Origin of the sequence: Streptomyces sp. 3214.6 (assembly GCF_900129855.1) — a bacterium.
GTDB classification, from domain to species: Bacteria; Actinomycetota; Actinomycetes; order Streptomycetales; family Streptomycetaceae; genus Streptomyces; species Streptomyces soliscabiei.
This window is the reverse complement of record NZ_LT670819.1, coordinates 4,809,183-4,834,570: the sequence shown is the minus strand read 5'-3', so window position 1 is coordinate 4,834,570 and position 25,388 is coordinate 4,809,183. Positions and strand designations below refer to the sequence as shown.

The 25,388-nt window shown below is 71.7% G+C and carries 24 protein-coding genes and 1 pseudogene; 12 read left to right on the top strand and 13 right to left on the bottom strand.

Annotated features, from left to right (window positions below; all coding sequences use genetic code 11):
- Positions 1-146 precede the first annotated feature (146 nt).
- Complete coding sequence (locus B5557_RS21725; protein WP_079661039.1) at positions 147-1,562, top strand: hydrolase; 1,416 nt, start codon at positions 147-149, stop codon at positions 1,560-1,562.
- A 138-nt stretch (positions 1,563-1,700) separates the two neighbouring features.
- A complete protein-coding gene (locus B5557_RS21720) occupies positions 1,701-3,083 on the top strand; it encodes a ricin-type beta-trefoil lectin domain protein (RefSeq protein WP_079661038.1) in 1,383 nt (460 codons plus the stop codon).
- Positions 3,084-3,164: 81 nt separating this feature from the next.
- Here the strand turns inward: B5557_RS21720 and B5557_RS21715 are convergent, their stop codons facing one another.
- The 3 genes from B5557_RS21715 to B5557_RS21705 all read right to left on the bottom strand — a co-directional run bounded on the left by B5557_RS21715 (position 3,165) and on the right by B5557_RS21705 (position 6,786).
- The gene (locus B5557_RS21715; protein WP_231976462.1) at positions 3,165-5,243 is read right to left on the bottom strand and encodes an ATP-binding protein; all 2,079 of its coding nucleotides are present in this window, start codon (positions 5,241-5,243) and stop codon (positions 3,165-3,167) included.
- A gap of 44 nt (positions 5,244-5,287) precedes the next feature.
- Positions 5,288-5,962: a DUF4255 domain-containing protein gene (locus tag B5557_RS21710; protein ID WP_079661036.1), complete on the bottom strand. Its 675-nt coding sequence runs from the start codon at positions 5,960-5,962 to the stop codon at positions 5,288-5,290.
- A 152-nt stretch (positions 5,963-6,114) separates the two neighbouring features.
- Complete coding sequence (locus B5557_RS21705) at positions 6,115-6,786, bottom strand: helix-turn-helix transcriptional regulator (protein WP_079661035.1); 672 nt, start codon at positions 6,784-6,786, stop codon at positions 6,115-6,117.
- A 339-nt stretch (positions 6,787-7,125) separates the two neighbouring features.
- Here B5557_RS21705 and B5557_RS21700 point away from each other — a divergent pair, with 339 nt between their 5' ends.
- Both B5557_RS21700 and B5557_RS21695 read left to right on the top strand, forming a co-directional pair.
- Positions 7,126-9,879: an ATP-binding protein gene (locus B5557_RS21700; RefSeq protein WP_079661034.1), complete on the top strand. Its 2,754-nt coding sequence runs from the start codon at positions 7,126-7,128 to the stop codon at positions 9,877-9,879.
- Positions 9,880-9,947: 68 nt separating this feature from the next.
- Complete coding sequence (locus B5557_RS21695) at positions 9,948-10,304, top strand: VOC family protein (RefSeq protein WP_079661033.1); 357 nt, start codon at positions 9,948-9,950, stop codon at positions 10,302-10,304.
- Here the strand turns inward: B5557_RS21695 and B5557_RS45275 are convergent.
- Positions 10,285-10,434: pseudogene (locus B5557_RS45275) on the bottom strand (GNAT family N-acetyltransferase); the annotation flags it as partial. The gene B5557_RS21695 and the pseudogene B5557_RS45275 sit on opposite strands and share 20 nt — an antisense overlap.
- On the opposite strand from B5557_RS45275, the gene B5557_RS44105 reads away from it, so the two are divergent.
- Together B5557_RS44105 and B5557_RS21685 are read left to right on the top strand one after the other, a co-directional pair.
- Positions 10,361-10,513: a hypothetical protein gene (locus B5557_RS44105; protein ID WP_162499664.1), complete on the top strand. Its 153-nt coding sequence runs from the start codon at positions 10,361-10,363 to the stop codon at positions 10,511-10,513. The pseudogene B5557_RS45275 and the gene B5557_RS44105 overlap by 74 nt on opposite strands.
- Positions 10,514-10,609: 96 nt before the next feature.
- Entirely contained in the window at positions 10,610-10,963 is a 354-nt protein-coding gene (locus B5557_RS21685; RefSeq protein ID WP_079661032.1) for a hypothetical protein, read from the top strand.
- Positions 10,964-11,041: 78 nt separating this feature from the next.
- On the opposite strand, the gene B5557_RS21680 is transcribed toward B5557_RS21685, so the two are convergent.
- Positions 11,042-11,488, bottom strand: coding sequence for a DUF1772 domain-containing protein (locus B5557_RS21680; protein WP_079661031.1), 447 nt, complete (start codon positions 11,486-11,488; stop codon positions 11,042-11,044).
- A gap of 90 nt (positions 11,489-11,578) precedes the next feature.
- On the opposite strand from B5557_RS21680, the gene B5557_RS21675 reads away from it, so the two are divergent.
- A complete protein-coding gene (locus tag B5557_RS21675; RefSeq protein WP_079661030.1) occupies positions 11,579-12,157 on the top strand; it encodes a TetR/AcrR family transcriptional regulator in 579 nt (192 codons plus the stop codon).
- 6 nt (positions 12,158-12,163) lie between these two features.
- Entirely contained in the window at positions 12,164-12,298 is a 135-nt protein-coding gene (locus tag B5557_RS21670) for a DUF4287 domain-containing protein (protein ID WP_269460225.1), read from the top strand.
- Positions 12,299-12,347: 49 nt separating this feature from the next.
- Here B5557_RS21670 and B5557_RS21665 read toward each other — a convergent pair whose 3' ends face one another.
- Together B5557_RS21665 and B5557_RS21660 are read right to left on the bottom strand one after the other, a co-directional pair.
- Positions 12,348-13,925 carry a DEAD/DEAH box helicase gene (locus B5557_RS21665; RefSeq protein WP_079661028.1) on the bottom strand — a complete coding sequence of 526 codons (1,578 nt, stop codon included), beginning with the start codon at positions 13,923-13,925 and terminating at the stop codon, positions 12,348-12,350.
- A 188-nt stretch (positions 13,926-14,113) separates the two neighbouring features.
- Positions 14,114-14,317 carry a cold-shock protein gene (locus tag B5557_RS21660; protein ID WP_031482971.1) on the bottom strand — a complete coding sequence of 68 codons (204 nt, stop codon included), beginning with the start codon at positions 14,315-14,317 and terminating at the stop codon, positions 14,114-14,116.
- Positions 14,318-14,617: 300 nt separating this feature from the next.
- Here B5557_RS21660 and B5557_RS21655 point away from each other — a divergent pair, with 300 nt between their 5' ends.
- On the top strand, positions 14,618-14,983 hold the full coding sequence (locus tag B5557_RS21655) for a DUF952 domain-containing protein (protein WP_079664922.1): 366 nt from the start codon (positions 14,618-14,620) through the stop codon (positions 14,981-14,983).
- 77 nt (positions 14,984-15,060) lie between these two features.
- On the opposite strand, the gene B5557_RS21650 is transcribed toward B5557_RS21655, so the two are convergent.
- Positions 15,061-15,516 (bottom strand): tellurite resistance TerB family protein, encoded by a 456-nt coding sequence (locus B5557_RS21650; protein WP_079661027.1) that lies wholly within the window; start codon positions 15,514-15,516, stop codon positions 15,061-15,063.
- A gap of 90 nt (positions 15,517-15,606) precedes the next feature.
- The gene (locus tag B5557_RS43795) at positions 15,607-16,452 is read right to left on the bottom strand and encodes an SCO2400 family protein (protein ID WP_079661026.1); all 846 of its coding nucleotides are present in this window, start codon (positions 16,450-16,452) and stop codon (positions 15,607-15,609) included.
- 316 nt (positions 16,453-16,768) lie between these two features.
- Between B5557_RS43795 and B5557_RS21640 the strand changes: the two genes are divergently transcribed.
- Complete coding sequence (locus B5557_RS21640) at positions 16,769-18,352, top strand: carbohydrate-binding protein (protein WP_079661025.1); 1,584 nt, start codon at positions 16,769-16,771, stop codon at positions 18,350-18,352.
- Between the two features lie 86 nt (positions 18,353-18,438).
- Here the strand turns inward: B5557_RS21640 and B5557_RS21635 are convergent, their stop codons facing one another.
- On the bottom strand, positions 18,439-19,377 hold the full coding sequence (locus B5557_RS21635) for a Rieske 2Fe-2S domain-containing protein (RefSeq protein ID WP_231975994.1): 939 nt from the start codon (positions 19,375-19,377) through the stop codon (positions 18,439-18,441).
- Between the two features lie 296 nt (positions 19,378-19,673).
- On the opposite strand from B5557_RS21635, the gene B5557_RS21630 reads away from it, so the two are divergent.
- Positions 19,674-20,345, top strand: a complete 672-nt coding sequence (locus B5557_RS21630) for an RNA polymerase sigma factor (RefSeq protein ID WP_079661023.1) — start codon at positions 19,674-19,676, stop codon at positions 20,343-20,345.
- On the top strand, positions 20,342-21,460 hold the full coding sequence (locus B5557_RS21625) for a CU044_5270 family protein (RefSeq protein ID WP_079661022.1): 1,119 nt from the start codon (positions 20,342-20,344) through the stop codon (positions 21,458-21,460). Before B5557_RS21630 ends, B5557_RS21625 begins: the two co-directional genes overlap by 4 nt.
- Positions 21,461-21,479: 19 nt before the next feature.
- Here the strand turns inward: B5557_RS21625 and pstB are convergent, their stop codons facing one another.
- From pstB to B5557_RS21610, 3 genes are all read right to left on the bottom strand, one after another.
- Positions 21,480-22,271 carry a phosphate ABC transporter ATP-binding protein PstB gene (gene pstB / locus B5557_RS21620; RefSeq protein ID WP_197697327.1) on the bottom strand — a complete coding sequence of 264 codons (792 nt, stop codon included), beginning with the start codon at positions 22,269-22,271 and terminating at the stop codon, positions 21,480-21,482.
- Between the two features lie 81 nt (positions 22,272-22,352).
- Positions 22,353-23,243, bottom strand: coding sequence for a sortase (locus B5557_RS21615; protein WP_079661021.1), 891 nt, complete (start codon positions 23,241-23,243; stop codon positions 22,353-22,355).
- A gap of 95 nt (positions 23,244-23,338) precedes the next feature.
- A complete protein-coding gene (locus tag B5557_RS21610; protein ID WP_079661020.1) occupies positions 23,339-25,336 on the bottom strand; it encodes an Ig-like domain repeat protein in 1,998 nt (665 codons plus the stop codon).
- Positions 25,337-25,388: the final 52 nt, after the last annotated feature.

Below are 25,388 nucleotides of genomic sequence, written 5' to 3'. Positions count from 1 at the left end.
GGCCACGGCCTGACAGCTGCGTCACGGTCCGCCTGTTCGCGTCGGTCTGCTGTCGACCAGGAGGGCAGCCCGGCCGGTCCTGCGGGGCACGCACCCTGCCCCCCGGCCTCTGACCCCGCCCGCCGCCCTCCCCGTAGCGTCGGTGCGTGAGCCTGTGGACTTCCCTCGAACCCTCCTCCGTCACCGTCGACCCCGGCAGCCGGGCGACCGTGCGGCTGCGTGTGCGTAACACCGGTGATGTGGTCGACGAGTACCGTTTTGAGCCCGTTGGGCAGGTGGCGCCGTGGACGTCGGTGGAGCCGCAGACGTTGCGTCTGTTCCCGGGGACGACGGGGACGGTGGAGTTGACCTTCGCGCCGCCGCGCACCTCGGATGCGAAGGCGGGGCCGAATCCGTATGCGGTGCGTATTACGCCGACGGAGCATCCGGAGGCGGTGACTGTTCCGGAGGGGAATCTGACGGTCACGCCGTTCACGGAGGTGCGGGCGGAGTTGGTGCCGCCGACGGTGAAGGGGCGGTTCCGGGGGCGTCCGCGGTTGGCGATCGACAATCTCGGTAATACGCGGGTGACGGCGTCGGTGGCGGGTGCCGATACGGGCGATCACTTGGGGTATGAGTTCAGTCCGGGGAGTGTGCAGATCGAGCCGGGGCGGGCGGCGTTCGTGGATACGACGCTTCGTCCGCGTCAGGTCATCTGGTTCGGGTCGAAGGAGCAGCGGCCGTATGCGTTGAGTGTGCAGCGGTCGGGTGCGGTGCCGTTGTCGGTGGACGGGACGTTCGTGCAGCGTGGTTTCCTGCCGCGTTGGCTGGCGACGGCTCTCAGTCTGAGTGTGGCTCTGGCGATCGCGTTCGTGATGATCTGGCTGGCGTACAAGCCGCAGGTCGGCACCAACACCAGGGAGAAGCTCGCGGCCGGCGTCAGCACCCTGGCGCCCAGCCCCTCGGCGGCGCCCAGCGCCCCGGCCCTGGTACCCACCCCTACCGCCCCCGCCGTGGTCGAGGCGCCCGCCACCAGCCCGGCCCCGGCCAACGGCGGGGGCGGGGATGGGGGCGGGGGCGGGGGCGGCGAGTCGAAGGCTCCCGCGAAGCCCAAGCAGGAGACGGCGGCCGACGCCGTGAACAAGCTCGCGGCGCGCAGCGACGGGCGGCACATCTGCTACCGCGCCTATGTGGCGGACCAGGGCTGGCAGGCCCCGGTATGCGACGGCGCGATCGCCGGTACGACCGGCAAGAACCTGCCCATCAAGGCCCTCAACATCGCCACGGCGAGGACCGGCGGTGTCACGGGCAACGCCGCCCATGTGGTCGGGGGCTGGCTGACCGGGGACAAGTGGTCGAAGGCCTCCGACGGCGTCAACATGTACATGGGCTCCAGCAAGCCGGCGGTCGCGGCGATGGAGGGCTACACGATCAAGACGTTCGAGGGCTCCGTCTGCCAGAACCCGCACATCAAGGACCGGGGCTGGCTGGGCAACGGCTGCACCAAGGACGGAGACTGGATCTACGGCGGCAGCCCCATGGAGCAGAAGCTCCAGCTGGAGGCGGTCCGCTTCACGGTCTGAGCCGATCGGAAGCAGCTCGGAGGCGCTCGGAGACGCTCTGAAACCGTGTGCGGGGGCACGACCTGCCGTCCCTTTCGGGCAGCGGTCGTGCCCTGCGGCTTCCTGACGGGCCCTCGCCCCGCGTCGTAGCGTCGCCAGGTGACTCTGTGGACCTCTCTGGAACCGGCCGCGGCGACCGTGGACCCCGGCGGCAGTACGACCGTGCGGCTGCGTGTGCGCAACACCGGTGATGTGGTCGACGAGTACCGTTTTGAGCCCGTTGGGCAGGTGGCGCCGTGGACGTCGGTGGAGCCGCAGACGTTGCGTCTGTTCCCGGGGACGACGGGGACGGTGGAGTTGACCTTCGCCCCGCCGCGCACCTCGGATGCGAAGGCGGGGCCGAATCCGTATGCGGTGCGTATTACGCCGACGGAGCATCCGGAGGCGGTGACTGTTCCGGAGGGGAATCTGACGGTCACGCCGTTCACGGAGGTGCGGGCGGAGTTGGTGCCGCCGACGGTGAAGGGGCGGTTCCGGGGGCGTCCGCGGTTGGCGATCGACAATCTCGGTAATACGCGGGTGACGGCGTCGGTGGCGGGTGCCGATACGGGCGATCACTTGGGGTATGAGTTCAGTCCGGGGAGTGTGCAGATCGAGCCGGGGCGGGCGGCGTTCGTGGATACGACGCTTCGTCCGCGTCAGGTCATCTGGTTCGGGTCGAAGGAGCAGCGGCCGTATGCGTTGAGTGTGCAGCGGTCGGGTGCGGTGCCGTTGTCGGTGGACGGGACGTTCGTGCAGCGTGGTTTCCTGCCGCGTTGGCTGGCGACGGCTCTCAGTCTGAGTGTGGCTCTGGCGATCGCGTTCGTGATGATCTGGCTGGCGTACAAGCCGCAGGTCGGCACCAACACCAGGGAGAAGCTCGCGGAGGCCGGAGCGACCGCGCTGCCCAGCCCGTCCGTCTCCGCGCCGTCCGCGCCCAAGGTGGACGCCTCCGCCGATCCGTTGCCCGAGCAGCAGCCGCCGGCCGCCCCGCCGAAGAAGGACGACAGCGGCTCCGGGGCCGGCGGCTCCGGCGACTCCTCGGGGTCGGGCAGCGGCGGCAAGAAGGACACCGGCGGTTCGGGCGGCTCCGGCAAGACGACACCGGTGCCCGGCGCCATCATCATCGGCCAGGCCTCGAACCGGTGCATCGACGTCACCGACGCACAGAACAGCAAGGGCAAGGACGGCACCCCGCTCCAGCTGTGGGACTGCGCCGGCTCGGCCAACCAGAAGTGGATCTTCGGCAAGGACGGCACCGTACGCTCGCTCGGCCTGTGCATGGACGTCGCCTGGGGCTCGCGGGACGACGGCGCGGTCATCCAGCTGGCCAACTGCAGTGGCAACCCCGCCCAGCAGTTCATCCTGAGCAAGGACCTCGACCTGGTCAACCCGCAGGCCAACAAGTGCGTGGACGCCAAGGACAACGGCACCGGCAACGGTACGAAGCTTCAGCTGTGGACGTGCTCGGGAACCCCGAACCAGAAGTGGCGCGCCCAGTGAGGGCGACGGCCTGACCCAGGCCGACTCCCTTTCCGTATAAGGCAGTTACCAGTCATACGGTAGTCACCAGTCATACGGCAGTCACCAGTTGGCTTCGCCCGGGACCAGACGGCCCGCCTTGCGGTACTCGCGGCGGGCGCCCTCCAGGAGGTCGCCGTCGCCGACGGGCTCGTCCCGGGCGGCGGCGAGGTAGGCGGCGGTGACGACCGCGCTGCGGATCGACCCGCCGGCGAGTTCGAAGTCCTTGGCCAGTGGCTCGGGGTCGATGTCGTCGGCGCAGGGGACGTGGACCAGCCCGTGCCGCCACAGCGCGAGGCGCTGACCGGCGTCGGGGAACGGGAAGTCGACCACCAGGTCGAGCCGCCTGGTGAACGCCTCGTCGATGTTGGCGCGCAGGTTGGTGGTGAGCAGCGCGATGCCGTCGAACGACTCCAGTCGCTGGAGCAGGTAGGCGCTCTCCATGTTGGCGTACTTGTCGTGCGCGTCCTTCACCTCCGACCGCTTCCCGAAGACGGCGTCCGCCTCGTCGAAGAGCAGCACGGCGTCGGTGCGGTCGGCCTCGGTGAAGATGCGCTCCAGGTTCTTCTCCGTCTCGCCGACGTACTTGTCGACGACGGAGGACAGCTGGACGACGTAGAGATCGAGCCCGAGTTCGGCGGCGACGACCTCGGCGGAGAGGGTCTTGCCGGTGCCGGACTCGCCGGCGAACAGGCCGAGTACCCCTCGCCCGCGCCCGCCCCCCGCGCTGAGCCGCCAGTCGCCGAGGACACGGTCGCGGTGCCGGGCGCGCAGGGCGAGTTCGTGCAGTTGGGTCAGCGGCCGCTCGGGCAGGACCAGGTCTTCCCAGCCGACGTCGGGCCGGATCCGTCGCGCATGTCGTTCCAGGCCGGAGGCCGACTGCTGGCGGGCGGCCAGGCGAACATGGTCGGCGGTGAGCGGCCGGTCCTCGAAGGCGGCCAGGGCGGCGGCGGCGCGCGCGGCCCGCGCCACCCGCTCGCCGCCAAGGCGGTAAGGGGCGACGGTGGCGGCGAGGTCGAAACCCCGTTCCCCTTCGCCCCCTTCCCCTTCGCCCCGTTCCCCTTCGCTCCGTTCCCCTTCGCCCTGGTTTCCTTGGCCCTGGTCTCCTTCGGCGAGTGCCGCCGCCCACGCGGCCGTCCCGCCTGCTCGGCGGCGGGGGGCCTCCAGGACGAGGGGGTCGTGGGTGGACCAGTGCGGGTCGTAGGGGCGCGGGTCCGTGAGGAGGACGGTGACGTCCGAGGCGTCGGCCAACGCGCCGATCAGCGCGGCCGGGTGGTCCGGCAGGCCCGACAGGACGACCGCCCGGCCGCCGAGGCGCGCCTCACGCAGAAGGCCGGGGAGACGGTCGTCGGACCCGCTGAAGCGGACGGCGTCGACGGCTGCGGCGTGCAGGGCCGAGGCGATCGCGGCGAGGCCGTCGCCCTCGCGGTGTTCGCGCAGGTAGGCGGTGAGCGGGCCGCCCTCCCGCAGTCGGTGCGTCAGCCGGCGGACGAAGTCCTCGTCGCCGTCGGACAGGGGCAGCGGCGGGGGAAGCGGGTGCAGGCTGCCGTGCAGGGCGGCGTCCGGGGTGTCGTCGCCGAGGAGGTGGGCGAGCACCCGGTCCGGGACGCGCAACGAGCGCGACAGGAAAGGCCGTTCGGGTTCCTCGACGTCCAGCAGCCCGTACGCGCGCAGGGGCGCCGAGGAATGGAAGCGGGCACGGGCGGTGGCCCGGTGCGCGGGCGCCCCGCACAGTTCGAGGGCGAGGCCGACCGTGGCGCGCCGTCTGCTCACGTCGTCGTTGAGGTAGCCGTACAGCGGCTCGAAGACACGGTCCAGATCGGGCGCGAGCGCGATGAGGAGGATCGCGGCGTCGAGGTCGGTGAGGCGGAGCCGGACGGCGAGGGCGGTGAGAGGGTCGGCGGGGGCGAGGGCGGCGCCGGGCGGGACGGCGGCGGTGAGGTCGTCGCCCGGGACGGCCGTCCCGCCGGCGAGCAGCTGACGCACGGCCTCCTCGGAGAGGTACAGCCCACGGAGCGGATCGGCGGCAGTGGGATCGCCGGCGGCACGCCGGTCGACCAGAACGGCAACCCGCTCCCGCAGCGCGAAGAGGCGGGAGAGCAGCCCCCCGTCCGCGCCCTCCGGGACCGGGGCGGCGACCACGTCCTGCTGTTCCCCGGCGTACGCCCCGTTCGCGGTCGGCTCGCTCACCGCTGGCCCGGGCGCCGGGTCGCGGCCTCGCGGGCGGCGCGGGCCGCTGCCACCTGGTGGGGGCGGTGGGCGCGTTCGCCGGACTCCGGAGGGTCGCCGTCCATGCCGCGCAGGCGGACCGCCGCGCCCTCGGTGACCGGCGGACCGGCGTCGTACTCGGGGTACGCGGGGAAGGGCGCCGTCACCACCAGGTCCAGGGACGGCTTGAGCTCGCCGCCCAGCGCGGACCAGATCTCGGCGAGGGAACGGGACTCGCTCTGGACGCTGGCCACCGTCACCGGCACCGCCAGCCCCAACGCGCCCAGGGAGCCGGGAAGTTCGTCGGCGGTGAGCAGTTCGCGCGGGAGCAGGGTCGCCAACACTGCGGACAGCAACCGGTGTTCGTCCTGCGGGGTGCGCGTCCACGCGGTGATCAGATACGACAGCCGGAACCAGCGCGGCGGCTGACGGCGTTTCACGACGATGTCCCGCTCGTCGCGCACCGCCATCTGGCCGCGCTGCCGCCGCGACACGTCCTCGCGAATGTCGTACAAGTAGGTATTGATCACAGGGGCGTTGCGTCGTGCGGCCCAGTCGCGGGTCGGGGCCTCGAAGGAGACGTCGATGCCGGAGCCCGCGAGCGCGCCGCCCTCGAGCAGGCCTTTGAGGACTTCGTCCACCTCGTGGATCACCGTCGTGCTCCTCAATTGCCGTACAGCGGCGACCTGTCAGCGGCAGCCCTTTGCCGATCGTGCCCTTTCCGGGCCTGTTTCCGCAGGCGCTGCGGGGTCGGCGGGCGGGCACGGCACGCTGCCCGCGTGTCCGCCTTCGATTGCCCGTTCGGTCAGATGTAGCCTTCCCGCAGGGCATATGCCACTGCGTGCGCCCGGTTGCGCAGATGCAGCCGCGTCGTGAGTCCGTGCATGACGTTCTTGACGGTTCGTTCGGAGTAGGACAGCTTGCTGGCGATCTCTCCGGTGTCCAGGCCCTCGGCGACCAGCCGCAGGACGTCCACCTCCCGTGGCGCGAGCCCCAGGGAGGGGGCGCCGGGCCGGCCCGCCGCACCGCGGTGCATCGTGCCCACCTGGCTGATGAGTCTGCCCAGCAGGTCGGCGGGCAGGTCGCCGTCGCCCCGGTGGGCGGCCAGCACCGCCTGCACCAGCCGGTGCGCGGTGGCCTCACGACGCCAGACGATGGCCCCGACCCCGCACTCGATGACGTCCAGCAGCTCGGTCTCGCGGATCGTGCCCACGACGAGCACCGCCCGCGCCCCCTCGCTGCGCACGATCCGCCGCAGCCGGGCCAGCGCCGCCTCGTCGAGGGTGTCCTCGATCAGCAGCACCACCGTGCCGGCGGCGGCCGGGAGCTCTTCGCGGACCTCGACCTCGGGGCGGACACGCAACTGGCTGACGGCGCCCTCGCGGGAGAGCGGATCCGGCGCCTGGACGGCCACGGGAACCCGCCGCCGGGCAGCGCTGGCGGCGCCGGTCTCTGGTGTCCGGGGTGAGCTGAGCAACCGTATCCCCCAAGTTCACGGGCCCGTCGTCCGGCGGGGACCGGTGACGGGTGGGTCGGGCCCAGACTTCTGCGCCTCCCGCTGCGCGCGCAATCGTGGAGCACCACGAGGCGGACCACGAGAGCAAGCCGTCCACGACCACGGTTCGACAGCATCTGCGCAGGTCAGAAGCGGTTCCCTCGCCGCCGTCCGACCCGTCGTGAGCCTCGCCACAACGATCGCGTGGACCTTTACCCCACCGATCCGCCTCTACACGTACACGCCCGACGTTTCCGAACACTTCGCCGAGCACGTTTCTGACGACGTTTTTGACGACGTCCCCGACAGCAGGAGGCAGCGATGACCGGACCCTTGCGGGAACGCGACGACGCGCACGCACTGCTCGTGGCGGAGGCGAAGAACGCCCGCGCCGGCGGCGGCCGTCTCGTCCTGCTGCGCGGGGCCACCGGCACCGGCCGCTCCGCGCTCCTGGAGGCCGCCGCCACGCACGCGACCCACCTCGGCCTGCGCGTCCTGCGCGCCCGCTGCTCCCCCGAGGACACCGCGCTGCCGTTCTCCTCCGTCCTGCATCTTCTCGGCCCCGTACCGGAGTTCGCCGATGTCGCGCCCGGCATCGACGACCGGGCCAGCGCGGCCCGGCTCTGGCGGCTGCTGCGTTCGTACGCCGACGAGGCGCCGCTCATGGTGGCCGTCGACGACGTCCACCTCGCCGACGAGGCCTCGCGCCGCTGGTTCGTGGAGGCGGCCCGCCGCATCGACCGATTACCGGTACTGCTGGTGGTCACCGAGCGCAGCCAGTACGACATCGACTCCCAGCCCGCCGGCCTCACCCACGCCCTGTCCCCGTCCCTCCTCCGCACCCACACCCTGGCCCCCCTCACCGACGAGGCCTCGGCCGGCCTGGTCCGCGCCGCCTTCCCGGCCGCCTCCGACCGGTGGATCGCGGACTGTGCGCGCGCCGGCGCCGGCAATCCGCTGTTCCTGCACGCCCTCCTCGACGACCTCGACGGCGCCCCGCCCCCGGCGGCCGTCCCGCTGACGTGCGCCGCGCTGTACCCGGGCTCGTACCCGGCGGCCGTCTCCTGGTGGCTGGACAACGCGGGCCCGACGACGGCGGAGACGGCCCGCACGCTGGCAGCCCTGGAACAGGCGGAGGCGTCGCGGAAGACGGAGTCCCTGGCGGCGTTCTCCGCCCTCCTCGCCGACGCCTCCGGCGCCGACCACGCCCGGGTGTCCGGTTGGCTGACGGCGATGACGCGGCTCGGAGTGCTGCGCCCGGACGCGGCCGGCCGCCCCCGCTACGCGCACCCCCTCCTGCGGGACGCCGTCCTCGGCGGCTGGTCCGCCGCCCGCCGTCAGGACGCGCACCGGGCGGTCGCCCAGGCGATGCTGCGCCGGGGCGACCATGTCGACGCCGTGGCCCGACAGTTGCTGGGCAGCGCGCCGGCCGGTCTGCCGTGGGCGCTGCGCGTGCTGCGCGAGGCCGGTACGGTCGCCGCCCGCGAGGGCCGCCCCGACGACGCCGTCCGCTATCTGCGCCGAGCCCTGCAAGAACCACTGCCCGACGACCTCCGTCAGCGCCTGCTCACCGAACTCGGCTCGCTGGAGTACGTCTCCGCCGACGCCCCGGCGGGCATCCCGCGGCTGACGGAGGCGCTGGACCTGCCCGCCGACCCCCGCGACCAGGTCCGTGCGGCGATCGCCCTGGGCACCGCGCTCGCGGGCCGCGGGGAGGTCCGTACGGCCGTGGAGGCGTTGCGGCGTCTTGAGTCCCGGCTGGCGGCCGGCCACGCCGACCTGGCCCGGACGCTTCAGACGGCGTCCACGCTCCTGTCCGACCAGGACCAGACGGTCCGCGCGGAGTCCTACCGCTGGCTCGCCGGCACCGCCGAACGCTCCCCGGAGCTCGTCGGCGCCTCCGGGCGGGCGCTCCTCGTGCGGTACGCGGCGACGGCCGGGGAGATCCCGGCGCGGGAGGCGATGCGACGCCTGCGCACGCTCCTGACGGAGCCCGCCGACCCCCTCGCCGAGCCGTTCCTGCTGGGCACGGCCGCGGCGGTCGCCCAGTGGGCCGACGAGCTCGACGAGGCGGAACGCCTGGTGGAACGGGGTCTGGCCGGCCAGCACCCGTCCCTGCTGCACCCCATGGAACAGGCCCTGCTGGACACCAGCTGGGACATCGCGGCGGCGCGGGGCACCTACGGCGCGCTGCTCGCCGCGCATCCCGCGGCTCCCGTCCGCCGGCACACCGGCGGCGGCCCCGCCAACGCCGACGCGCACACGGTGCTGGCCCTGGTGGAGTCGGGTCGTACGCAGGACGCCCGCCGTCTCGTGGATGCCTTCGACCTGCGTGCCACTCCCGACTCCTGGGAGCTGAACCGTTTCCTGTACGCGCGGGGCGTGCTGCGGTACACCGAGGGAGATGTCGCGGGCGCTCTCCACGACTTCCTGGAGTGCGGCCGCCGGCAGTCCGCCCGCACCGTCCTCAGCCCGGTCGTCACACCGTGGCGGACGGCAGCCGCGGAGTGCCGGCTGGCGCTCGGCAACCCGCAGGACGCGCTGGCCCTGGCCACGGAGGAACTCCGGCTGGCCCGGGTGTGGGACACCCCGCGCACGGTGGGACGGGCGTTGCGCGTCCTGGGCCGTGCGACCCGTGGCCGGCGGGGCCTGGAACTGGGCGAGGAGGCGGTGGCGGTCCTGCGTGACTCACCGGCCGAAGCGGAACTGGTCGCCTCCCTGCTCGCCCAGGGGCATCAGCTGATCGCCGCCGGCGAACGCACGCGGGGCCGCGACCACCTCCGCGAGGGCGCCGAGCGAGCCGAACGCCTCGGCAGCGCACGGCTGCTGCGGTACGCCGACGACGCGCTGCGCACCGCGGGCGCGCGACGCACCGCCCCCGCGCACACCGGCGCCGCGGCGCTCACCGGCAGTGAGCGCCGCATCGCGGAACTCGCGGCGGAGGGCCGCACGAACACGGAGATAGCCGTACTCCTGCACGTGGCCCGCCGCACGGTCGAGACCCATCTGACGAGCACCTACAAAAAACTCGGAATTCGAAGGAGGGGAGAACTGCGCGGCACGCTGAAGGACTGACGACGCGCTGAAGGACGGACTTCGGACCGGACGAGGTAGCGGAACCCTCGGACCTACGATGAGGAGGCATGACAGTCGACCTCTTCGCGGGCATCCCCGTCAACGACTTCCCAGCGGCCCTCGCCTGGTACGAGCGGCTGTTCGGCAACCCGCCGGTGTTCTTCCCGAACGACAAGGAAGCCGTCTGGGAGCTGGCGGAGCACCGGTACCTCTACATCGAGCAGCGCACCGGCCACCACGCCGGCCACGCCCTGCACACCCTCTTCGTCGACGACCTCGACGCCCGCATCGCGGCCGTCACGGCCCGCGGCCTGACCCCCACCCGCCGCGAGACCTACGCCAACGGCGTCCGCAAGATCACCTACCGCGACCCGGACGGCAACGAGATCGGCTTCGGCGGAGCACCTACGGCAGGGAGCGAGTGAGCCACACCAGTTCGCCACGGTCGTCCGTCGTCACGTGGTCGCGCTGGAAACCGAGCTTGTCGAGAACGCGGAACGACGGCGCGTTCCAGCAACGCACCGACGACCACAGCCGCTTCCGTCCGGTCACGGCCCTCGGCGGCGAGCTGCACACCGGCCCGATGACGGACGATCACGGCTGGGTGGTGCGGGCACTCTTCCCGGCCCACTGAGCCCTGTGAAGCCGAGTGAGGCCCTGTGACATGCCTGTGACCGGAACAGTGGCTTCCGTCACAGCCGGGGGGTCCGGCACCTGGTGGGGTGAGCGGATGCGCTCCGCCCTCTCCGCTCTGCGGAGCTGTCTGCCCCCGTTTCTGGTGCACCTGCTGATCGGCCTCCCCACGGCCGTCGTCGTGCTGTGCGCTCGCTGGTACCTCGCCCACGGCCACTGCGGCTACGGCGACCTCGGCCGTCGCGACCTGGACAACTGCACATACGACCAGATCGAGAACAGCGGGTTCGTGCTGACCGCCCTCATCGTCCTCGCCGCGTTCGTCGCTCTGCTGCTCGTCCTCTTCGACGGCCTCCGCCCCCTGAAGACGGGCCGCTCGCTCCGCCCACGGCTGCTGACCCTCCCCGCGATCCTGCTGCCGTACGCCGTGTACGCGGCGAGCAGCGGGTGACGGGTGACGGGCGACGGGTGACTGGCGCGGCGACATGGTCCTTCTCCTGGCGAGCCATTCGGCGGGTGAGCCTGCGGCTCAGGTGAGGGCGGCGACCAGCAGGGCGAAGGCGGCGATGATGACCGCGACGCGGACGTAGTGCCAGCGGGCCCAGCGGTTCAGCTGCTCCTTCCAGTCGGCGGGCCGGTTGCCAGGGGTCCACGCCTTGTTCCGGTTGTTGATCGGGACGAGCAGCAGAAGCGACATGACCACGCTGAGGATCAGCAGCGCGCCGGCGGTGACGACCAGGCCGGTGCCGTGGTCGTGCCATCCGGCGACAGCCCAGACCGCGACGAGGACGACTGAGCCGATGTACCAGAACGGCATCACGGCGCCGAGCATCCGGCCCCCGTGGGATTGGGCCAGCTGGTTACTGTCCTCCGGGAGTGCGTTGAAGATCGGGTTCATGACGAAGGCGACGGAGAACTCCACCCCCACCATCACGCCGACGACCACGGTGGTGACGACCTCAAGTGCGCTGAGCATGACGACCTCTTTCGCATCTAGTGTTGCTAGCTGATGAGGCAACGCTAGTACTGCTGCCGCTCGATTGTCTAGCGGTGCTAGGATCGAATCATGTCGGTACAGGAACGCAAGCAGCGCGAATGGGCGGAGCGCGAGCGCCTCATCGTGGCGACGGCCCGCGAACTCGCAGAGCAGCAGGGCTGGGGCGCGGTCACCACCCGCCGGCTCGCCGAGCGCATCGAATACAGCCAGCCCGTCCTCTACAGCCACTTCCGCGGCAAACGGGAGATCATCGGCGCCGTCGCCATCGAGGGCGCCGCCGAGCTGGCAGCGGCGGTGCGGGCCGCGACCGCCGGCGCGAACAGCCCGCGCGGGCGGGTCACCGCCCTCGCCCGCGCCTATCTCGACTTCGCCGCACGCAACCCGGCGGTCTACGACGCCTTGTTCCAGCTCGACGGCGGCCTGCCGTTCGCGCGGGAGGACACCCCGGAGTCGCTGAAGGATGCCTTCGCCGCGCTGCTGGAGAGCCTGGGCGAGGTCGCCGGGGACGGCGTCGACCCGGGACTGTTCACCGAGCTGTTCTGGGCGTCCCTGCACGGGCTGGCGACCTTGACCCGGGCGGGACGGCTGCCTCCGGAGGACATCGAGCCGAGGGTGGAGCTGCTGGTGGACCGCCTCGCCGTGGTCTGACAACCCATCCCGGCGGAAACGCAGCCGGGGCCCTCGGGCCACATGGCGCTCGTCTCCCGGCTGCAGGCCGAGCACGGTCTGGGACACGGCCACGCCAACGCGCTGGTGGCCCACACGCCGGCGGAGGACACCAGCGGGTGAGCCACCCCGGCGCGGGCCACGCCTGTGCGGGCCTCAGCGGCAGCGGGTCTCAGCGGCCGTTCGCGCCGGGACGGTTTCCGTTTCCGGTCCCGTTTCCGGCGCTGTTTCCGCCGCCGTTCCCGTTGCCCTTGGCGGGGGCGCGGCGACGACCCTGGGAGGCCGGACGCCCGCCCTGGGACGCGGGTCGACCTCCCTGGGCGGCGGCACGTCCACCCTGGGCGGCGGGACGGCCGCGGCGGGCGCGCGAGGCGGAAGCCGTGCGCTCGGGGCGCTTCTCCGCGGTGGGCGGCGGGGTGAGGACGACGGGCACGCCCGAGGGCGCCTGCGCGCCGGTGATACGGCTCAGCTCGGTCCCACCCGAGCGGACCCGGGTGGTCTGCGGGGTGATGCCGGCGTCGGCCATCAGTCGCGTCACCTCCCGCCGCTGGTGGGGCAGGACCAGCGTGACGACGGTGCCGGACTCGCCGGCGCGGGCGGTACGGCCGCCGCGGTGCAGGTAGTCCTTGTGGTCGCCCGGCGGGTCGACGTTGACGACGAGGTCGAGGTTGTCGACATGGATGCCACGGGCCGCGACATTGGTCGCCACCAGCACCGTGACATGCCCGTCCTTGAACTGGGCGAGCGTGCGCGTGCGCTGGTTCTGCGACTTGCCGCCGTGCAGCGAGGCCGCGCGCACCCCGACCGCCAGCAGCTTCTTGGCCAGCCGGTCCGCCGCGTGCTTGGTGTCCAGGAACATGATCACGCGTCCGTCGCGGGCGGCGATCTCCGTCGTCGTGGCGTGCTTGTCCTCGTCCTCGACGTGCAGCACGTGGTGCTCCATCGTCGTCACCGCGCCCGCGGACGGGTCGACGGAGTGGACGACCGGATCGTGCAGGTAGTTCCGCACCAGCCGGTCGACGTTACGGTCCAACGTCGCCGAGAACAGCATCCGCTGGCCGTCCGGACGCACCTGGTCGAGCAGCTGCGTCACCTGCGGCATGAAGCCCATGTCGGCCATCTGGTCGGCCTCGTCGAGGACGGTGATGGCGACCCGGTCCAGCCGGCAGTCGGCCCGGTCGATGAGGTCCTTGAGCCGGCCGGGCGTGGCCACGACCACCTCGGCGCCGCCGCGCAGCGCACTCGCCTGCCGGCCGATGGACAGACCGCCGACCACCGTGGCGAGCCGCAGCCGCAGCGCACGGGCGTAGGGGGTGAGGGCGTCGGTGACCTGCTGGGCCAGTTCCCGGGTGGGGACAAGGACCAGGGCCAGCGGCTGCCGGGGCTCGGCCCGCTGCCCGTCGATGCGGGCGAGCATGGCGAGGCCGAACGCGAGGGTCTTGCCGGAACCCGTCCGGCCGCGGCCCAGGACGTCCCGGCCGGCCAGCGAGTTCGGCAGCGTCGCCGCCTGGATCGGGAACGGCGTGGTGACGCCTTCGGCGCCGAGAGCGGTCAACAGCCGCTCGGGCATGTCCAGTTCCGTGAACGCCTCGACCGGCGGCAGCCCCGGTGTGAGGGTCACGGGCACAGCGAACTCACCGCCGGACGCGGCGGGACGACTACTCGTACGTCCGTTGCGGCCGGCGGGCTTGGCCGAACGGGAGGGAGCGGCGCCGCCCCGGCGGGAGCGGACGGAGCTGTTGCGGTTCATTCGGAACCTTCCTCGATGCGGCACGTATCGAGGAATTCCTCCCGACATGAGGATTCACAAGAATGAGCCGAAAAAAATACAAACAAATGCGCGGTGGAACTCAAATGCGCGGTAGAACGCCATGAGCCGGGGCTCGCACTACAAGAGTGCGAGCCCCGGCCACGTGATACGCGTAGGTCGCGTCAGCGTCAGGCGGGAACGATGTTCTCGGCCTGCGGGCCCTTCTGGCCCTGCGTGACGTCGAAGGTAACCTTCTGGCCTTCCTGAAGCTCGCGGAAGCCCTGGGTGGCGATGTTCGAGTAGTGGGCGAAGACGTCGGGGCCGCCACCCTCCTGCTCGATGAAGCCGAAGCCCTTTTCCGCGTTGAACCACTTCACGGTGCCAGATGCCATATTGAATCTCCCTTGGGGCAGTGCCCGGTGTCCGCACCTTGCGGAACCGGCGTCGCAGGATCAGAGATAAGCCCCGGAAACAAAAAGAGTGCTCGTCGACGGAAGGTCGAAGAGCACTCACAAGCCTCTGGTAACCGAAACTGCCACTTTTATCACGGTAGCACACGTCGGAGCGAAAGGCCCGCGAAGCGCTCCGCCACTTCCCCGGAGCCGGGTCCGCTGTCCGGAGGGCAAGCTCCCCGGGAGGGACGGCGGCGACGAGCACGAGTGGGCGCCGAACGTCTGTTGTATAACCGGATCATGATTTATCACGTCGTACCGCTCGACGAGTGGAACGCCGGCGCCGACCGGCCCTACGCGCCCGCCTCCCTCGCCGAGGACGGCTTCGTGCACTGCTCGCCCGACGAGGAGACCACGCTCACCGTCGTCAACGCGTTCTACCGCGACGGCCCCCGGCCGCTGCTGGCGCTGGTCCTCGACGAGGAGCGGCTCACCGCGAGGTGCGAGTGGGAGGCGGCCGCTCCCGCGCCGCCGCCCGGAGTCGCCGAGAGCACCCTGTTCCCGCACGTGTTCGGCCCGGTCAACCGCGACGCCGTGACCCGCGTCCTGGAGGTCCGCTGGGACGAGGCCGGCCGGGCGACGGGGCTGACGGACACCGCCACCTGAGGACGATCGCGGTGCGTGAGAACGGCCGAGCCCTCACGCACCGCCACCCCGGCCGGTCAGAGGTCACCGGTCACCGGTCAGAGGTCGAACTCGTGCGGCGGGAGTTCGAGGGTGAAGCAGGCTTCGCGGACGATGGCCTGTTCGGTCTTGTCGAAGTCGCCGTCGGCGCCGCCGATGACGATGCCGATCTGGATGACGGCGCGGGCCTCGGCAGGCTTCTTCTTCGCCTTGGCGATCTCCTGCAGCACGCTGACCTTGCCGAAGGCGAAGTCGGTCGTCAGCTTGTTGAGGTTCTCGTCGAAGCGCCGCTGCAGGTCCATGGCGTCGAAGTTCTGCAACACCTCGTTGGTGGCGATGAGTTGAGCCACCCGCTGCCGCTCGGCGGGGTCGATGGTGCCGTCGGCGGCGGCGACCAGGGCGCACATGGCCATGCTCGCGTCGCGGAAGGCGCCGCTCTTGAGGTCGTTCTTCTTCGCCACGAGCTGGGTCTGCATCGTCGACGCGGACTCCTTGATGCGGTCCCACAGGGCCATGAGAACTCCAGAGGTCGGTTCGGGTCATCTACAGCACCGTAGAAACTAACAGCCGCCTCGATAAGTTCCGTTGAACACGGGAATGCCGGATCAGAGGCAGATCAGGCCCAGCACGCAGATGTTCGACGGTGAGGTCGCGGCGGGGGCGGGGTTCGTCGATCCGGTGGATGTCGATCCGGTGGACGTCGATCCCGTCGACGTCGACGACTCCGTGCCGCCGGTCGTGGCGGGCGCCGGTGACTGCTGCGCGGTCGTGCCCGTCGCGCCCGCCGTACCGGTCGTGTTCGTCGTGCCTGCCGTGTCGGTGGACGCGGTCGTGGTGCTGACCGTTCCGTTGTAGGACGAGGTGCCGGTTCGCTGGTGGGGGACCGAGGACGTCCTCGTGGAGTTCGTGGAGTTCGTGGAGTTCGTGGGGGGTGTGGGGGTGGAGGCCAGGGAGCCCGGGTGGGTGTTCGCCCGGGACTGGGGCTGTGACGGGAGAGTGGATGACGGGGTCGACCGGTGGGCGTGGGAGCGGGTCACCGTCGGGCGGGTGTGGTCCGACGTCGGCTGCTCGTCGTTCGACGTGGTCGGGAGCTCCGGTGCGGTGGCCGCCTGGGTCTGGTCGCCGGTCCCGCGGTCCAGCGAGGCGACGGTCAGCCCGCCTCCGACGAGGGCGACGGCCGTCGCGACCACGGCCCGGCGCTGGTTCTTCTTCCAGCGGGCCAGCTGCCGTCGGCGCGCCGCGCGTCCCTGCGGCGCGGGCGGCGTCACGCTCTCCAGATCGGGTGAGTCGGGTGAGTCGAGTGAGCCCGGCGAGGAGAGTGAGTTCAGTGGGGCGGGTGCGGGGGAGGGCGCGGCGATGATCTGGGGCGCGATGTCCGGGGCGTAGGCGCCGCATCCCGGGCACACCAGGGCGCCGTTGAGATGCCGACGACACGTGGAGCAGTAGTCCATCTGTGTTCTTCCTACGCGGGGATCCGTCGGTACGCAGGGATCCGATGGCCGGACACGTTAACGAGTCGTTCGAAGGACTGTGTGCAGCCTGTGTGATGCTCCTGCACGGATCCCTTGAGGAGATGGCGCATGCGCAGGTGAGGGGATGACGCATGCGCATGCACGCAGGGCGGCGGTCCGCGTAATCCTGTCCATCTATGTGAACAGAAAACAAGTACGCGTCTATTGACGTGCTCAAGCCAGGCCCCTAACTTCCGGGAGAAAGCGCTTTCCAGTTCGGCCGACCCGCACTCGTCCCGTTCCTGGAGATGAACCCATGCAGCTGAGATCCGTCATGGCCTGCGTCAGCCTGGTGGCAGGCACGCTCGTCGCGCTCGCCGGCACCGCGCCCGCGCAGGCGGCCACCACCACCCGCTACGAGGCCGAGGCCTCCCCGGCGGTCTGCACCGGCACCATCGACTCCGACTGGACCGGCTACTCCGGCAGCGGATTCTGCAACGGCACCAACTCGACCGGCGGATACGCCCAGTTCACCGTGAACGCGGCCACCGCCGGCCCGGCGACGCTGAACGTCCGCTTCGCCAACGGTGCCACCGCCGCCCGCCCCGCCTCGCTCGTCGTCAACGGCACGACGGTGCAGACGCCGTCCTTCGAGGCCACCGGCGCCTGGACGACGTGGGTCACCAAGACGCTCACGGTGCCCCTCAACGCGGGCAGCAACACCATCCGCCTCAACCCCACCACCGCGGACGGCCTGCCCAACGTCGACTACGCCGAGGCGACGACGGCCGACAGCACCACGCCCCCGGCCGGCGGCGCGCTCTACGTCTCGCCGGCCGGCACCGACGGCGCGGCCGGCACCCAGTCCGCGCCGACCACCCTCACCTCGGCGATCAGCCGCGTCGGCGCGGGCGGAACGATCTACCTGCGCGGCGGGACGTACGCCTACTCGTCGACGGTCACCATCCCGGCGACCAGCAGCGGCACGGCGAGCGCCCTGACGACGCTGTCCGCCTACCCGGGCGAGACGCCGGTGCTCAACTTCTCGGCGCAGACCGAGAGTTCGTCCAACCGCGGGCTACAGCTCTTCGGCTCGTACTGGCATGTCTACGGCCTCGTCGTCGAACGCGCCGGTGACAACGGGATCTACGTCGGCGGCAGCCACAACGTCGTCGAGCGGACGATCACCCGCTTCAACCGTGACACCGGGCTCCAGCTCGGCCGGATCGCCTCCAGCACCCCCGCCGCCCAGTGGCCGTCCGACAACCTCATCCTCTCCGCCGAGTCGCACGACAACGCCGACTCCGACGGCGAGGACGCCGACGGCTTCGCCGCGAAGCTCACCACCGGCACCGGGAACGTCTTCCGCTACGCCGTCTCGCACAACAACATCGACGACGGCTGGGACCTCTACACCAAGACGGACACCGGTGCGATCGGCCCGGTGACCATCGAGGACTCGCTGTCCTACAACAACGGCACACTCAGCGACGGCACCGTGAACTCCAACGGCGACCGCAACGGCTACAAGCTCGGCGGCGACGACATCGCCGTCAACCACGTCGTGCGACGCAGCATCGCTTTCCACAACGGCAAGCACGGGTTCACGTACAACAGCAACCCGGGCTCCATGGCCGTCTCCAACAACCTGAGCATCGACAACACGCAGCGCAACTACTCCTGGGACGCCGGGACGTCGGTGTTCCGCAGCAACACCTCGTGCCGGTTCGGCGTGAGCGGCTCCAACGACAAGACCGTCGGTGACGCCGACAGCACCAACCAGTTCTGGACCGGCGCCAACGGCTCCCGCTGCGCCTCGTACTCGGGCGCCCTGGGCTGGTCCTTCGCCTCGAACGGGAAGCTCGTGGTGACGTTGGGGGGCAGGCAGGTGACGTTGTAAGGGACGGGGGGCAGGGGACGGGGGACGCACGTGAGGGGGCCCGGGTCGGGCAGGGCGGATTCCGCAGACGACCCGGGCCCTCCTCGTCAATGCGGGGGATGGCTCGGCGGATAGAACTGCGTGTACCAGCGCCGGAGTTCTCTGATGCCCTTCTCGTGCGGGAGCAGGACGGGCCGCGGCTGGTGGATCTTGTGGTCCCAGATCCTGACCTCCTCGCGCACCTCGCCGAGGGCCTCCGCGCGGAAGACGAGCTTGAGCGCGGGTGTGAGGAAGGGGGCCCGTGCCGGTTTGCGGAGGTAGTACAGCATCCGCAGCTCGCTGGTCCGGTCGTCGACGGGGGTGGAGAGGGCGACGGCGGTCACGGAGAGCGCCGGGCCGTGGGTGCGGACCACCATGACGCCCGGGCCGTACATGAAGGCGTCGAAGGTGTTGTCGATGTCCCACCCGAGCACGCGCCGCCGGATCCGGCCGCGGACCTCTGCGAACGGACCGTCGACCTTCCAGTCCTGGACGGGGGGTTCGCTCTGGCCGTGGATGTGGTGGAAGTGGGACTCGTCGACGATGTTCTCCCGCATCTCCTGGACGTGGATGCGGGCCCGGCAGGTGTCGTCGACGGGGGCGGCGAACTCCCTGGACGTGGTCTCCGGGATGTCGGGGACCTCCCAGGAGGGCTCGCCGCGGCGCTCCTCGGAGCTCTCGCCGGCGGTCTCGTCGGGGCCGGCGTAGACGAAGACCAGTCCGCTGTGCTCGCGGACCGGGAAGCCGCCCAGGCCCACCTTGGGCGTCCGGACCGCGAAGGGCGCGTGCACGCACCGCCCGTCGGCCCCGAACCGCCACCCGTGGAACGGACACTCCACCGTCCCGTCCACGACCTTCCCGCCGACGCCCAGATGCGCGCCGTAGTGCGGACAGTGCGCGTCCCGCACGGCCGCCCGCCCGTCGGCCCCGCGGAAGGCGATGAGCGCCCGCCCGAAGTAGTGCAGGCTGACGACCCGCCCGGGCCGCAACTCGCGACTACGGAGCACGGCGTACCACCCGTAGGGGACGGACGGCATCGGATAGGCGTCGGCTCGCGGGTCACGCCCGGGAGGCGAGCCGGCGAGGTCGTGGCCGCATTCTTTGTCATGGCTCCGACGTAAAGGCATGCGGCCGATGCTAGTGGGGCTGTGTGCGTCCCTCTTGGCCTGAGGTCAGGAAGAACGTCCGTGTCGGGAGGACGCCCGCGGTGCCCGGGATTTATACCGAACCGCAACCGTCGTGTGACGCACGTCACGGGAAGGCGGGGTGAGGTGGTGGACAGCTCAGGGACGTGAGTACTCATATGCGTGCCCGAGTGCGGGCCGGGGAGTCGAGTGCGTTCGGGGAGTTGTTCGACGCCTACTCCCGTGCCGTCTACAACCATGCCTTCCGGCTGACCGCGAACTGGTCGACGGCCGAGGACGTGATGGCCGCGACCTTCATGGAGGCGTGGCGGCTGCGCGACAAGGTCGAGCCCGAGGGCGGCTCGCTGCGGCCCTGGCTGCTGGGCATCGCCACCAACACCGCGCGCAACCAGTACCGGAGCAACCGCCGGTACCGGGCCGCGGCCGGCGCCGCCGCGGCGGCCGAGCTGGCGGTGCCCGACCACGCCGACGAGGTGGCCGACCGGGTCGACGACCGGCGGCGGCTCGCCAAGGCCCTCACCGCCCTCGCCACCCTGCGCAGACCGGAGCGCGAGGTCGTCGCGCTGTGTCTGGGGGAGGGGTTGGACTACGAGGCGGCGGCCGAGGCCCTCGGCATTCCGGTCGGCACCGTCGCCTCCCGGCTCTCCCGGGCGCGGAAGAAGCTGCGCGCGCTGGCCGGGGACGAACCGGTCGGGGCGCCGGTCGCCCGCACCGGCGCCGGTCCGGCGTTCGAGAAAGTCGGCGGGGATCGGGAAGGCGGACGCTCCGGTCGACAGACAAGAGGCGATCACGCATACGTGGTCCGGCCCGCGCAGGGAGGAAACCGATGAACGCGAACACGCCCCGGCAGAGTCAAGCCGAGTGGGAAGAAGAGGGCGCACAACTCTTCGCCCGGATGGCGCGTGACCTGCCGACGGGCCGTCACCAGTTCCACAAGGAGCGCATGATGGCCCAGATCCATGAGATTCAGACGCAGCCCACCGCCCCGGCGCAGCCCACCGCCCCGGCGGAGACCCGTGGGTCGCGCTTGCGGTTGCGGTTGCCGCGGCCGGCGATCGCGCTGCCCGCCCTGGTTGTCGCCGTGGCGGCGTCCGTCGTCGCCGGTGTGGTGGACTCCGGTGGCGACGGGGTCAGGGACGGTGGCGTCGCCACCGGACCGGCCCTGACCACCGCCGTCGGCGTCGCGACGACCAAGGGCGTGCCCCAGTTGCTCGACCAGATCTCGCTGGCGGCGGCCGAGGCGCCCCGCCCGACCCTGAAGCCCGGCCAGTACGTCTATATCGAGTCCAGGACCGCCGAGAGCTTCGTGAGGACGGTCGACGACAAGAGCACCCTGGCCAGTCACGCGCTGCACACGCGTCAGGTGTGGGAGTCCGCGGACGGCACCAAGGGCTGGCTGATCGACCCGGCCGTCAACGACAGCCCCGAGGGCGAGACCCTGAGCCTCCCCGACGAGCAGGGCAACACCCGGCGGGCGGGCCTGAACGCTCCGTCGTACGACTACCTGAGCAAGCTGACCACCGACCCCGACGAACTCCTCGCGAAGATCTACAAGGAGACCGAGGGGATGGGCAACTCCCCCGACCAGGAGGCGTTCACGACCATCGGCGACCTGCTCGGCGAGAGCTATCCGCCGGCGGGCCTCTACGCGGCGCTGTTCAGGACGGCCGCGAAGATCCCCGGGGTCGTCGTCGTGAACGACGCCGTGGACGCCGTCGGGCGGCCCGGGGTGGCCGTGGCGCGGCTGGACGAGACCAGCGGACAGCGCGAGGAGTGGATCTTCGACAAGAAGACGCATGTCTTCCTCGGCGAGCGCTCGGTCCAGGTGAAGGGAGCGAGCGGGGACGACGGGCTGATCAAGCCCGGCACGGTCGTCTTCACCAGCGCCGTCGTGAACCGGGCCGTCGTGGACGGCGTCAGGCAGACGCCGGCGCAGTCCGGCTGACGCCGCCGGTGGCGGGCCGTCAGCCGAAGCGGCCTGCCACGTAGTCCGCGGTCCGCGGGTCGCGCGGGGCGCCGAAGACGTCGGCCGTGGGGCCCGCCTCGACGATGCCTCCGGGGGCGCCCTGTTCGGCGAGGAAGAAGGCGCACTGCTGGGAGACGCGGGCGGCCTGCTGCATGTTGTGGGTGACGATCACGACCGTCACCTGCCCGGCCAGTTCCTGGACGGTCTCCTCGACGCGGCGCGTCGAGGTGGGGTCGAGAGCCGAGCAGGGTTCGTCCATCAGCAGCACCCGGGGGCGGACGGCCAGCGCCCGCGCGATGCACAGGCGCTGCTGCTGGCCGCCGGACAGGGCGCCGCCCGGCCGGCGGAGGCGGTCCTTGACCTCCTTCCACAGGCCGGCCCGGGACAGGGACTCCTCCACCAGGGCGTCCTTCTCGTGCCGGTTCGCGCGCGCTCCCGTCAGGCGCAGTCCCGCGACGACGTTGTCGTAGATCGACATGGCGGGGAACGGGTTCGGCTTCTGGAAGACCATGCCGATACGGCGGCGGGCGTCCGTCAGCCGCCACGCCGGGTCGTAGATGTCCTCGCCGTCGAAGAGCACCTCGCCGCCGAAGCGGGCGGCCGGGATCAGCTCGTGCATTCGGTTCAGGGTGCGCAGGAACGTCGACTTGCCGCAGCCCGAGGGGCCGATGAGGGCGGTGACCTCACCCGCGGGCATCCTCAGCGAGACCCGGCTGAGCACCTGGTGGGCGCCGAACCAGGCGGAGACGGCCCGGGCTTCGAGGGCGGCGGGGGCGGCGGCGGAGGTCACGGGCGGCAGGACGACCGTGTCGGTCAGCGGCTCGGCTACTTCGGTCACGTCAAACACCTCACGGGAAACGGGCACGGCAGGTCACAGCAGGTTGGGCAGGAGTTCGGTGGTGCGGGTGGCGACCTGGAGGCCCAGGACGGCGACGACCGGGGCGAACACGATCCAGGTCTGGTGACGGCCCCACCGGTGCCAGGCCCAGACGGCGGCCACGGACGCGAGGAGGAGCGCCTGCAGCCACATCACCAGCGGCCACGGGACTCCTGCGGGGCGGGCCAGGGGCTCCTCGGAGCCGGGGAGTGTGCCGGAGCGGATGACCGCGGCCGGGGTCTGGAAGGGCGCGGAGACCAGGTCGGCGTCCACGCGCAGGACGCCGGCCGGCATGAAACGCGGGCCGGTCGCGGTGACCAGGACCAGCCGGCCCCGGCCGGCGGCCGGCGGTGCGGGCGCCGGGTCACCGGCCCGTCGCAGGTCGAGGACCTGGTACGTGGCCCTGCCCTGGCCGGTGGTGACGGTGAACCGGTCGCCCTCCGTGAGGGAGGAGAGTCGGCCGAAGGGACCGCCGTAGGCGGCGGCGCGGCCCATCAGCACGCTGGTGCCGGCCTGGCCGGGCAGCGGGGTGTCCCGGCGGTGGCCGGGGCCGTCGGTGAGGACGGTCGAGTCCGTGCCTTCGAGAACCACCTGGCTCATCCCCAGCCTGGGGACAGCGACGAGCGCGACGGGCGTGCCCGGCGCGAGCAGCCGGCCCTGTTGGTCGGTCTGGGCCACCGGGGCGGTGCCGAGGGCGAGTTGGCCGCGCAGCTCGTCGAACGCCGCGTGTTGCGCGGAGTGTTCCTGCGCGCCGCTGACCAGCAGCAGCTGCGCGGTGATGCCGAGCAGCAGGGCGGCGAGGGCGAGCAGGCCGCCGCGTGCGAGGTGGCGGACGGCGGTGACGCTGCGGACGCGGGGGAGCGTCAGGGATACGGCGACCGTCACGGCGGCCCGCCTCCTTCACAGATGTGGGTCGGGGCCGGCGGCCGGGGAGACCCGCACTCGGTGTCTCCCCGGCCGCCGGGATCAGCTGGACGCGATCAGGTGGACTTGATCGTGAAGTTCGCGCCGTTCCTGGCGCTCACCGTCGTGGAGCCCAGGTAGGAGGCGTGCAGGGTGTGGCGGCCCTTGGCCAGCTTCGGCAGGGTGACGGTCACCTTGCCGGCGCTCAGGGTGCCGGTGGCGATCAGCCGGGTGCCGTCGTAGATCCGCACGATGCCGGTGGGCGTGGTGCCGGGCGCGGCGACCTTGACGGTGACCTTGGCGCGGGCCGTGTGGCTCACGGACGCGGGCGCGGTGGTCGCGACGGACGGCGTGGCCTTGGTGATCTTCAGGACGGCCGTGGTCGAGGAGGCGTTCAGCTTGGCGCTGCCGCCGTAGAGAACCGTCAGGGTGTGCGTGGCGACCTTGAGGTGGTTCGACAGGCCGAGGGTGACCTTGCCGGCGGCGTCCAGGGTGCCGGTGCCCAGCAGGGTGGCGCCCTCCTTCACGGTCACCTTGCCGGCGGGGAGCACCGCGTGCGAGCCGGTGACGGTGACGGCGACCTTCGGGGTCTTCCCGTACGGGGTCGCCGCGGCCGTCGCCCTGGTGGTGCTGAGGTATCCGACCGCGCCGGTCCAGGTGGCCGGGGCGCCGGCGCCGTTGAGGTTGTTGCCGGTGACGGTGGCGGTGTAGGCGCCGACGGCCAGATCGGAGAAGGAGTACGAGGTGGTCGTCGCCGGGACGTCCTTGGTCGCGACGACGGCGCCGTCCGCACCGGTCAGCGTGACCTGGTAGTCGGTGAGGGGGAGGGCGGTCGCGGCCGGGGCGGTCCAGGACAGCTTCAGACTCGCGTCGCCGACGGCTGCCTTCAGGGCGGGCGCGGCCGGCCGGGAGAGGTCGACGCCCGACTCCTCGAGGCCGCCCTGCCTGGCGTGCCTGGCCAGGTTGACCGAGCCGTTGTAGGACTCGTTCAGGAAGCCGAAGCCGGCGATGACCTGCTCGGCCTCGTCGGAGGCCAGGGCGGCGGTGTGGCTGCCGCTGGTGACGAAGACGTCGTACAGGTCCTTGTCGAAGAAGATGCTCGCCGGGTCGACCGCCCGGGTCGGGACGACGTTGTAGACGTCGCGGCCGAACGTGGAGTTCTCGTAGTAGTGCGGGACCGGCGCGAGGGCGCCGTCGACCGTGGTGACCGGGCTGGTGGCGCCGTTGACGTCGCCGGGCAGCCGCACGGCCGCCAGGTGGCCGCCGTCGCCGGCCGCCTTCTTGCTGTAGTCGGGGGCGACGCCGTTGTTCTGGGCGATCCAGCTGCCCACGGAGAACGGCACGAGGTCGCCGTCCTCGGTGAGGGCCGCGTTGCCCTGGTTCTCCTGGACGACCGGGATGTCCTTGTTGATCGTGCTGTTGTCGAGCCCGATCGCGGCGAGGAAGAACTTGCGGGTGCCGGAGTCGGTCTGCGGGATCCTCGGGTGCACGGCCACGCCGTTCACCGTCGGGTTGGCGGTGGAGTAGATGTCGTGCAGCTGGGCCACCGTCAGGCTGTCCAGGCCCGAGCCCCGCACGGCCACCCCGAGCGCGTCCCGGGCGAACGGGATGTAGGTGAGCGCGGTGCCGGAGGTGGACGGGCCGCTGGAGGAGCGGGCGAAGTCGACCTGGCCCTTGATGGCGACACCGTTGCCGTCGGGGAACTTGTCGCCGGTCAGCGACTCGCTCAGGGCGAGCCGGCCCTTGCCGGAGCCGTTCGGGCGAAGGAAGGCCGGGCCGCCGGAACGGGTGGTGATGCTGGAGGAGATGGAGCCGGTGCCGGGCTCGATCGCGTCGTAGGAGGCGATGCCCGCGCCGGACGCCGACTTCACGGCCGTGGCGGCGTAGCTCTTGGCGTTGACGGTGTCGCCGGCCAGGGCGTTGAGCACGTCCTGGGTGGTGTCGGAACCCACGCCGACCAGCTTGCGGAAGGTCCCGGCGGGGGTGGGGTCGGCGTGGGCGGGGCTCGCGAGAGCCACGCCGCCGGCCACCACTGCGGCGGCGACGAGCACGGCCGTGGAGCGCGTTCTGCGCATCGGAAGTCTCCTGAGAGCTTGGGAAGGTACGAGGAGAAGCGGTCTGGCAGGG

Excerpts from the sequence above, each read along its gene's own strand:
- B5557_RS21625 (WP_079661022.1), top strand. The coding sequence starts at position 20,342 with ATGAACGCGAACACGCCCCGGCAGAGTCAAGCCGAGTGGGAAGAAGAG.
- B5557_RS43795 (WP_079661026.1), bottom strand. The coding sequence starts at position 16,452 with ATGGACTACTGCTCCACGTGTCGTCGGCATCTCAACGGCGCCCTGGTG.
- B5557_RS21700 (WP_079661034.1), top strand. The coding sequence starts at position 7,126 with ATGACCGGACCCTTGCGGGAACGCGACGACGCGCACGCACTGCTCGTG.
- B5557_RS21685 (WP_079661032.1), top strand. The coding sequence starts at position 10,610 with ATGCGCTCCGCCCTCTCCGCTCTGCGGAGCTGTCTGCCCCCGTTTCTG.
- B5557_RS21655 (WP_079664922.1), top strand. The coding sequence starts at position 14,618 with ATGATTTATCACGTCGTACCGCTCGACGAGTGGAACGCCGGCGCCGAC.
- B5557_RS21610 (WP_079661020.1), bottom strand. The coding sequence starts at position 25,336 with ATGCGCAGAACGCGCTCCACGGCCGTGCTCGTCGCCGCCGCAGTGGTG.
- B5557_RS21640 (WP_079661025.1), top strand. The coding sequence starts at position 16,769 with ATGCAGCTGAGATCCGTCATGGCCTGCGTCAGCCTGGTGGCAGGCACG.
- B5557_RS21650 (WP_079661027.1), bottom strand. The coding sequence starts at position 15,516 with ATGGCCCTGTGGGACCGCATCAAGGAGTCCGCGTCGACGATGCAGACC.
- B5557_RS21675 (WP_079661030.1), top strand. The coding sequence starts at position 11,579 with ATGTCGGTACAGGAACGCAAGCAGCGCGAATGGGCGGAGCGCGAGCGC.
- B5557_RS21695 (WP_079661033.1), top strand. The coding sequence starts at position 9,948 with ATGACAGTCGACCTCTTCGCGGGCATCCCCGTCAACGACTTCCCAGCG.
- B5557_RS21665 (WP_079661028.1), bottom strand. The coding sequence starts at position 13,925 with ATGAACCGCAACAGCTCCGTCCGCTCCCGCCGGGGCGGCGCCGCTCCC.
- B5557_RS21660 (WP_031482971.1), bottom strand. The coding sequence starts at position 14,317 with ATGGCATCTGGCACCGTGAAGTGGTTCAACGCGGAAAAGGGCTTCGGC.
- B5557_RS21680 (WP_079661031.1), bottom strand. The coding sequence starts at position 11,488 with ATGCTCAGCGCACTTGAGGTCGTCACCACCGTGGTCGTCGGCGTGATG.
- B5557_RS21630 (WP_079661023.1), top strand. The coding sequence starts at position 19,674 with ATGCGTGCCCGAGTGCGGGCCGGGGAGTCGAGTGCGTTCGGGGAGTTG.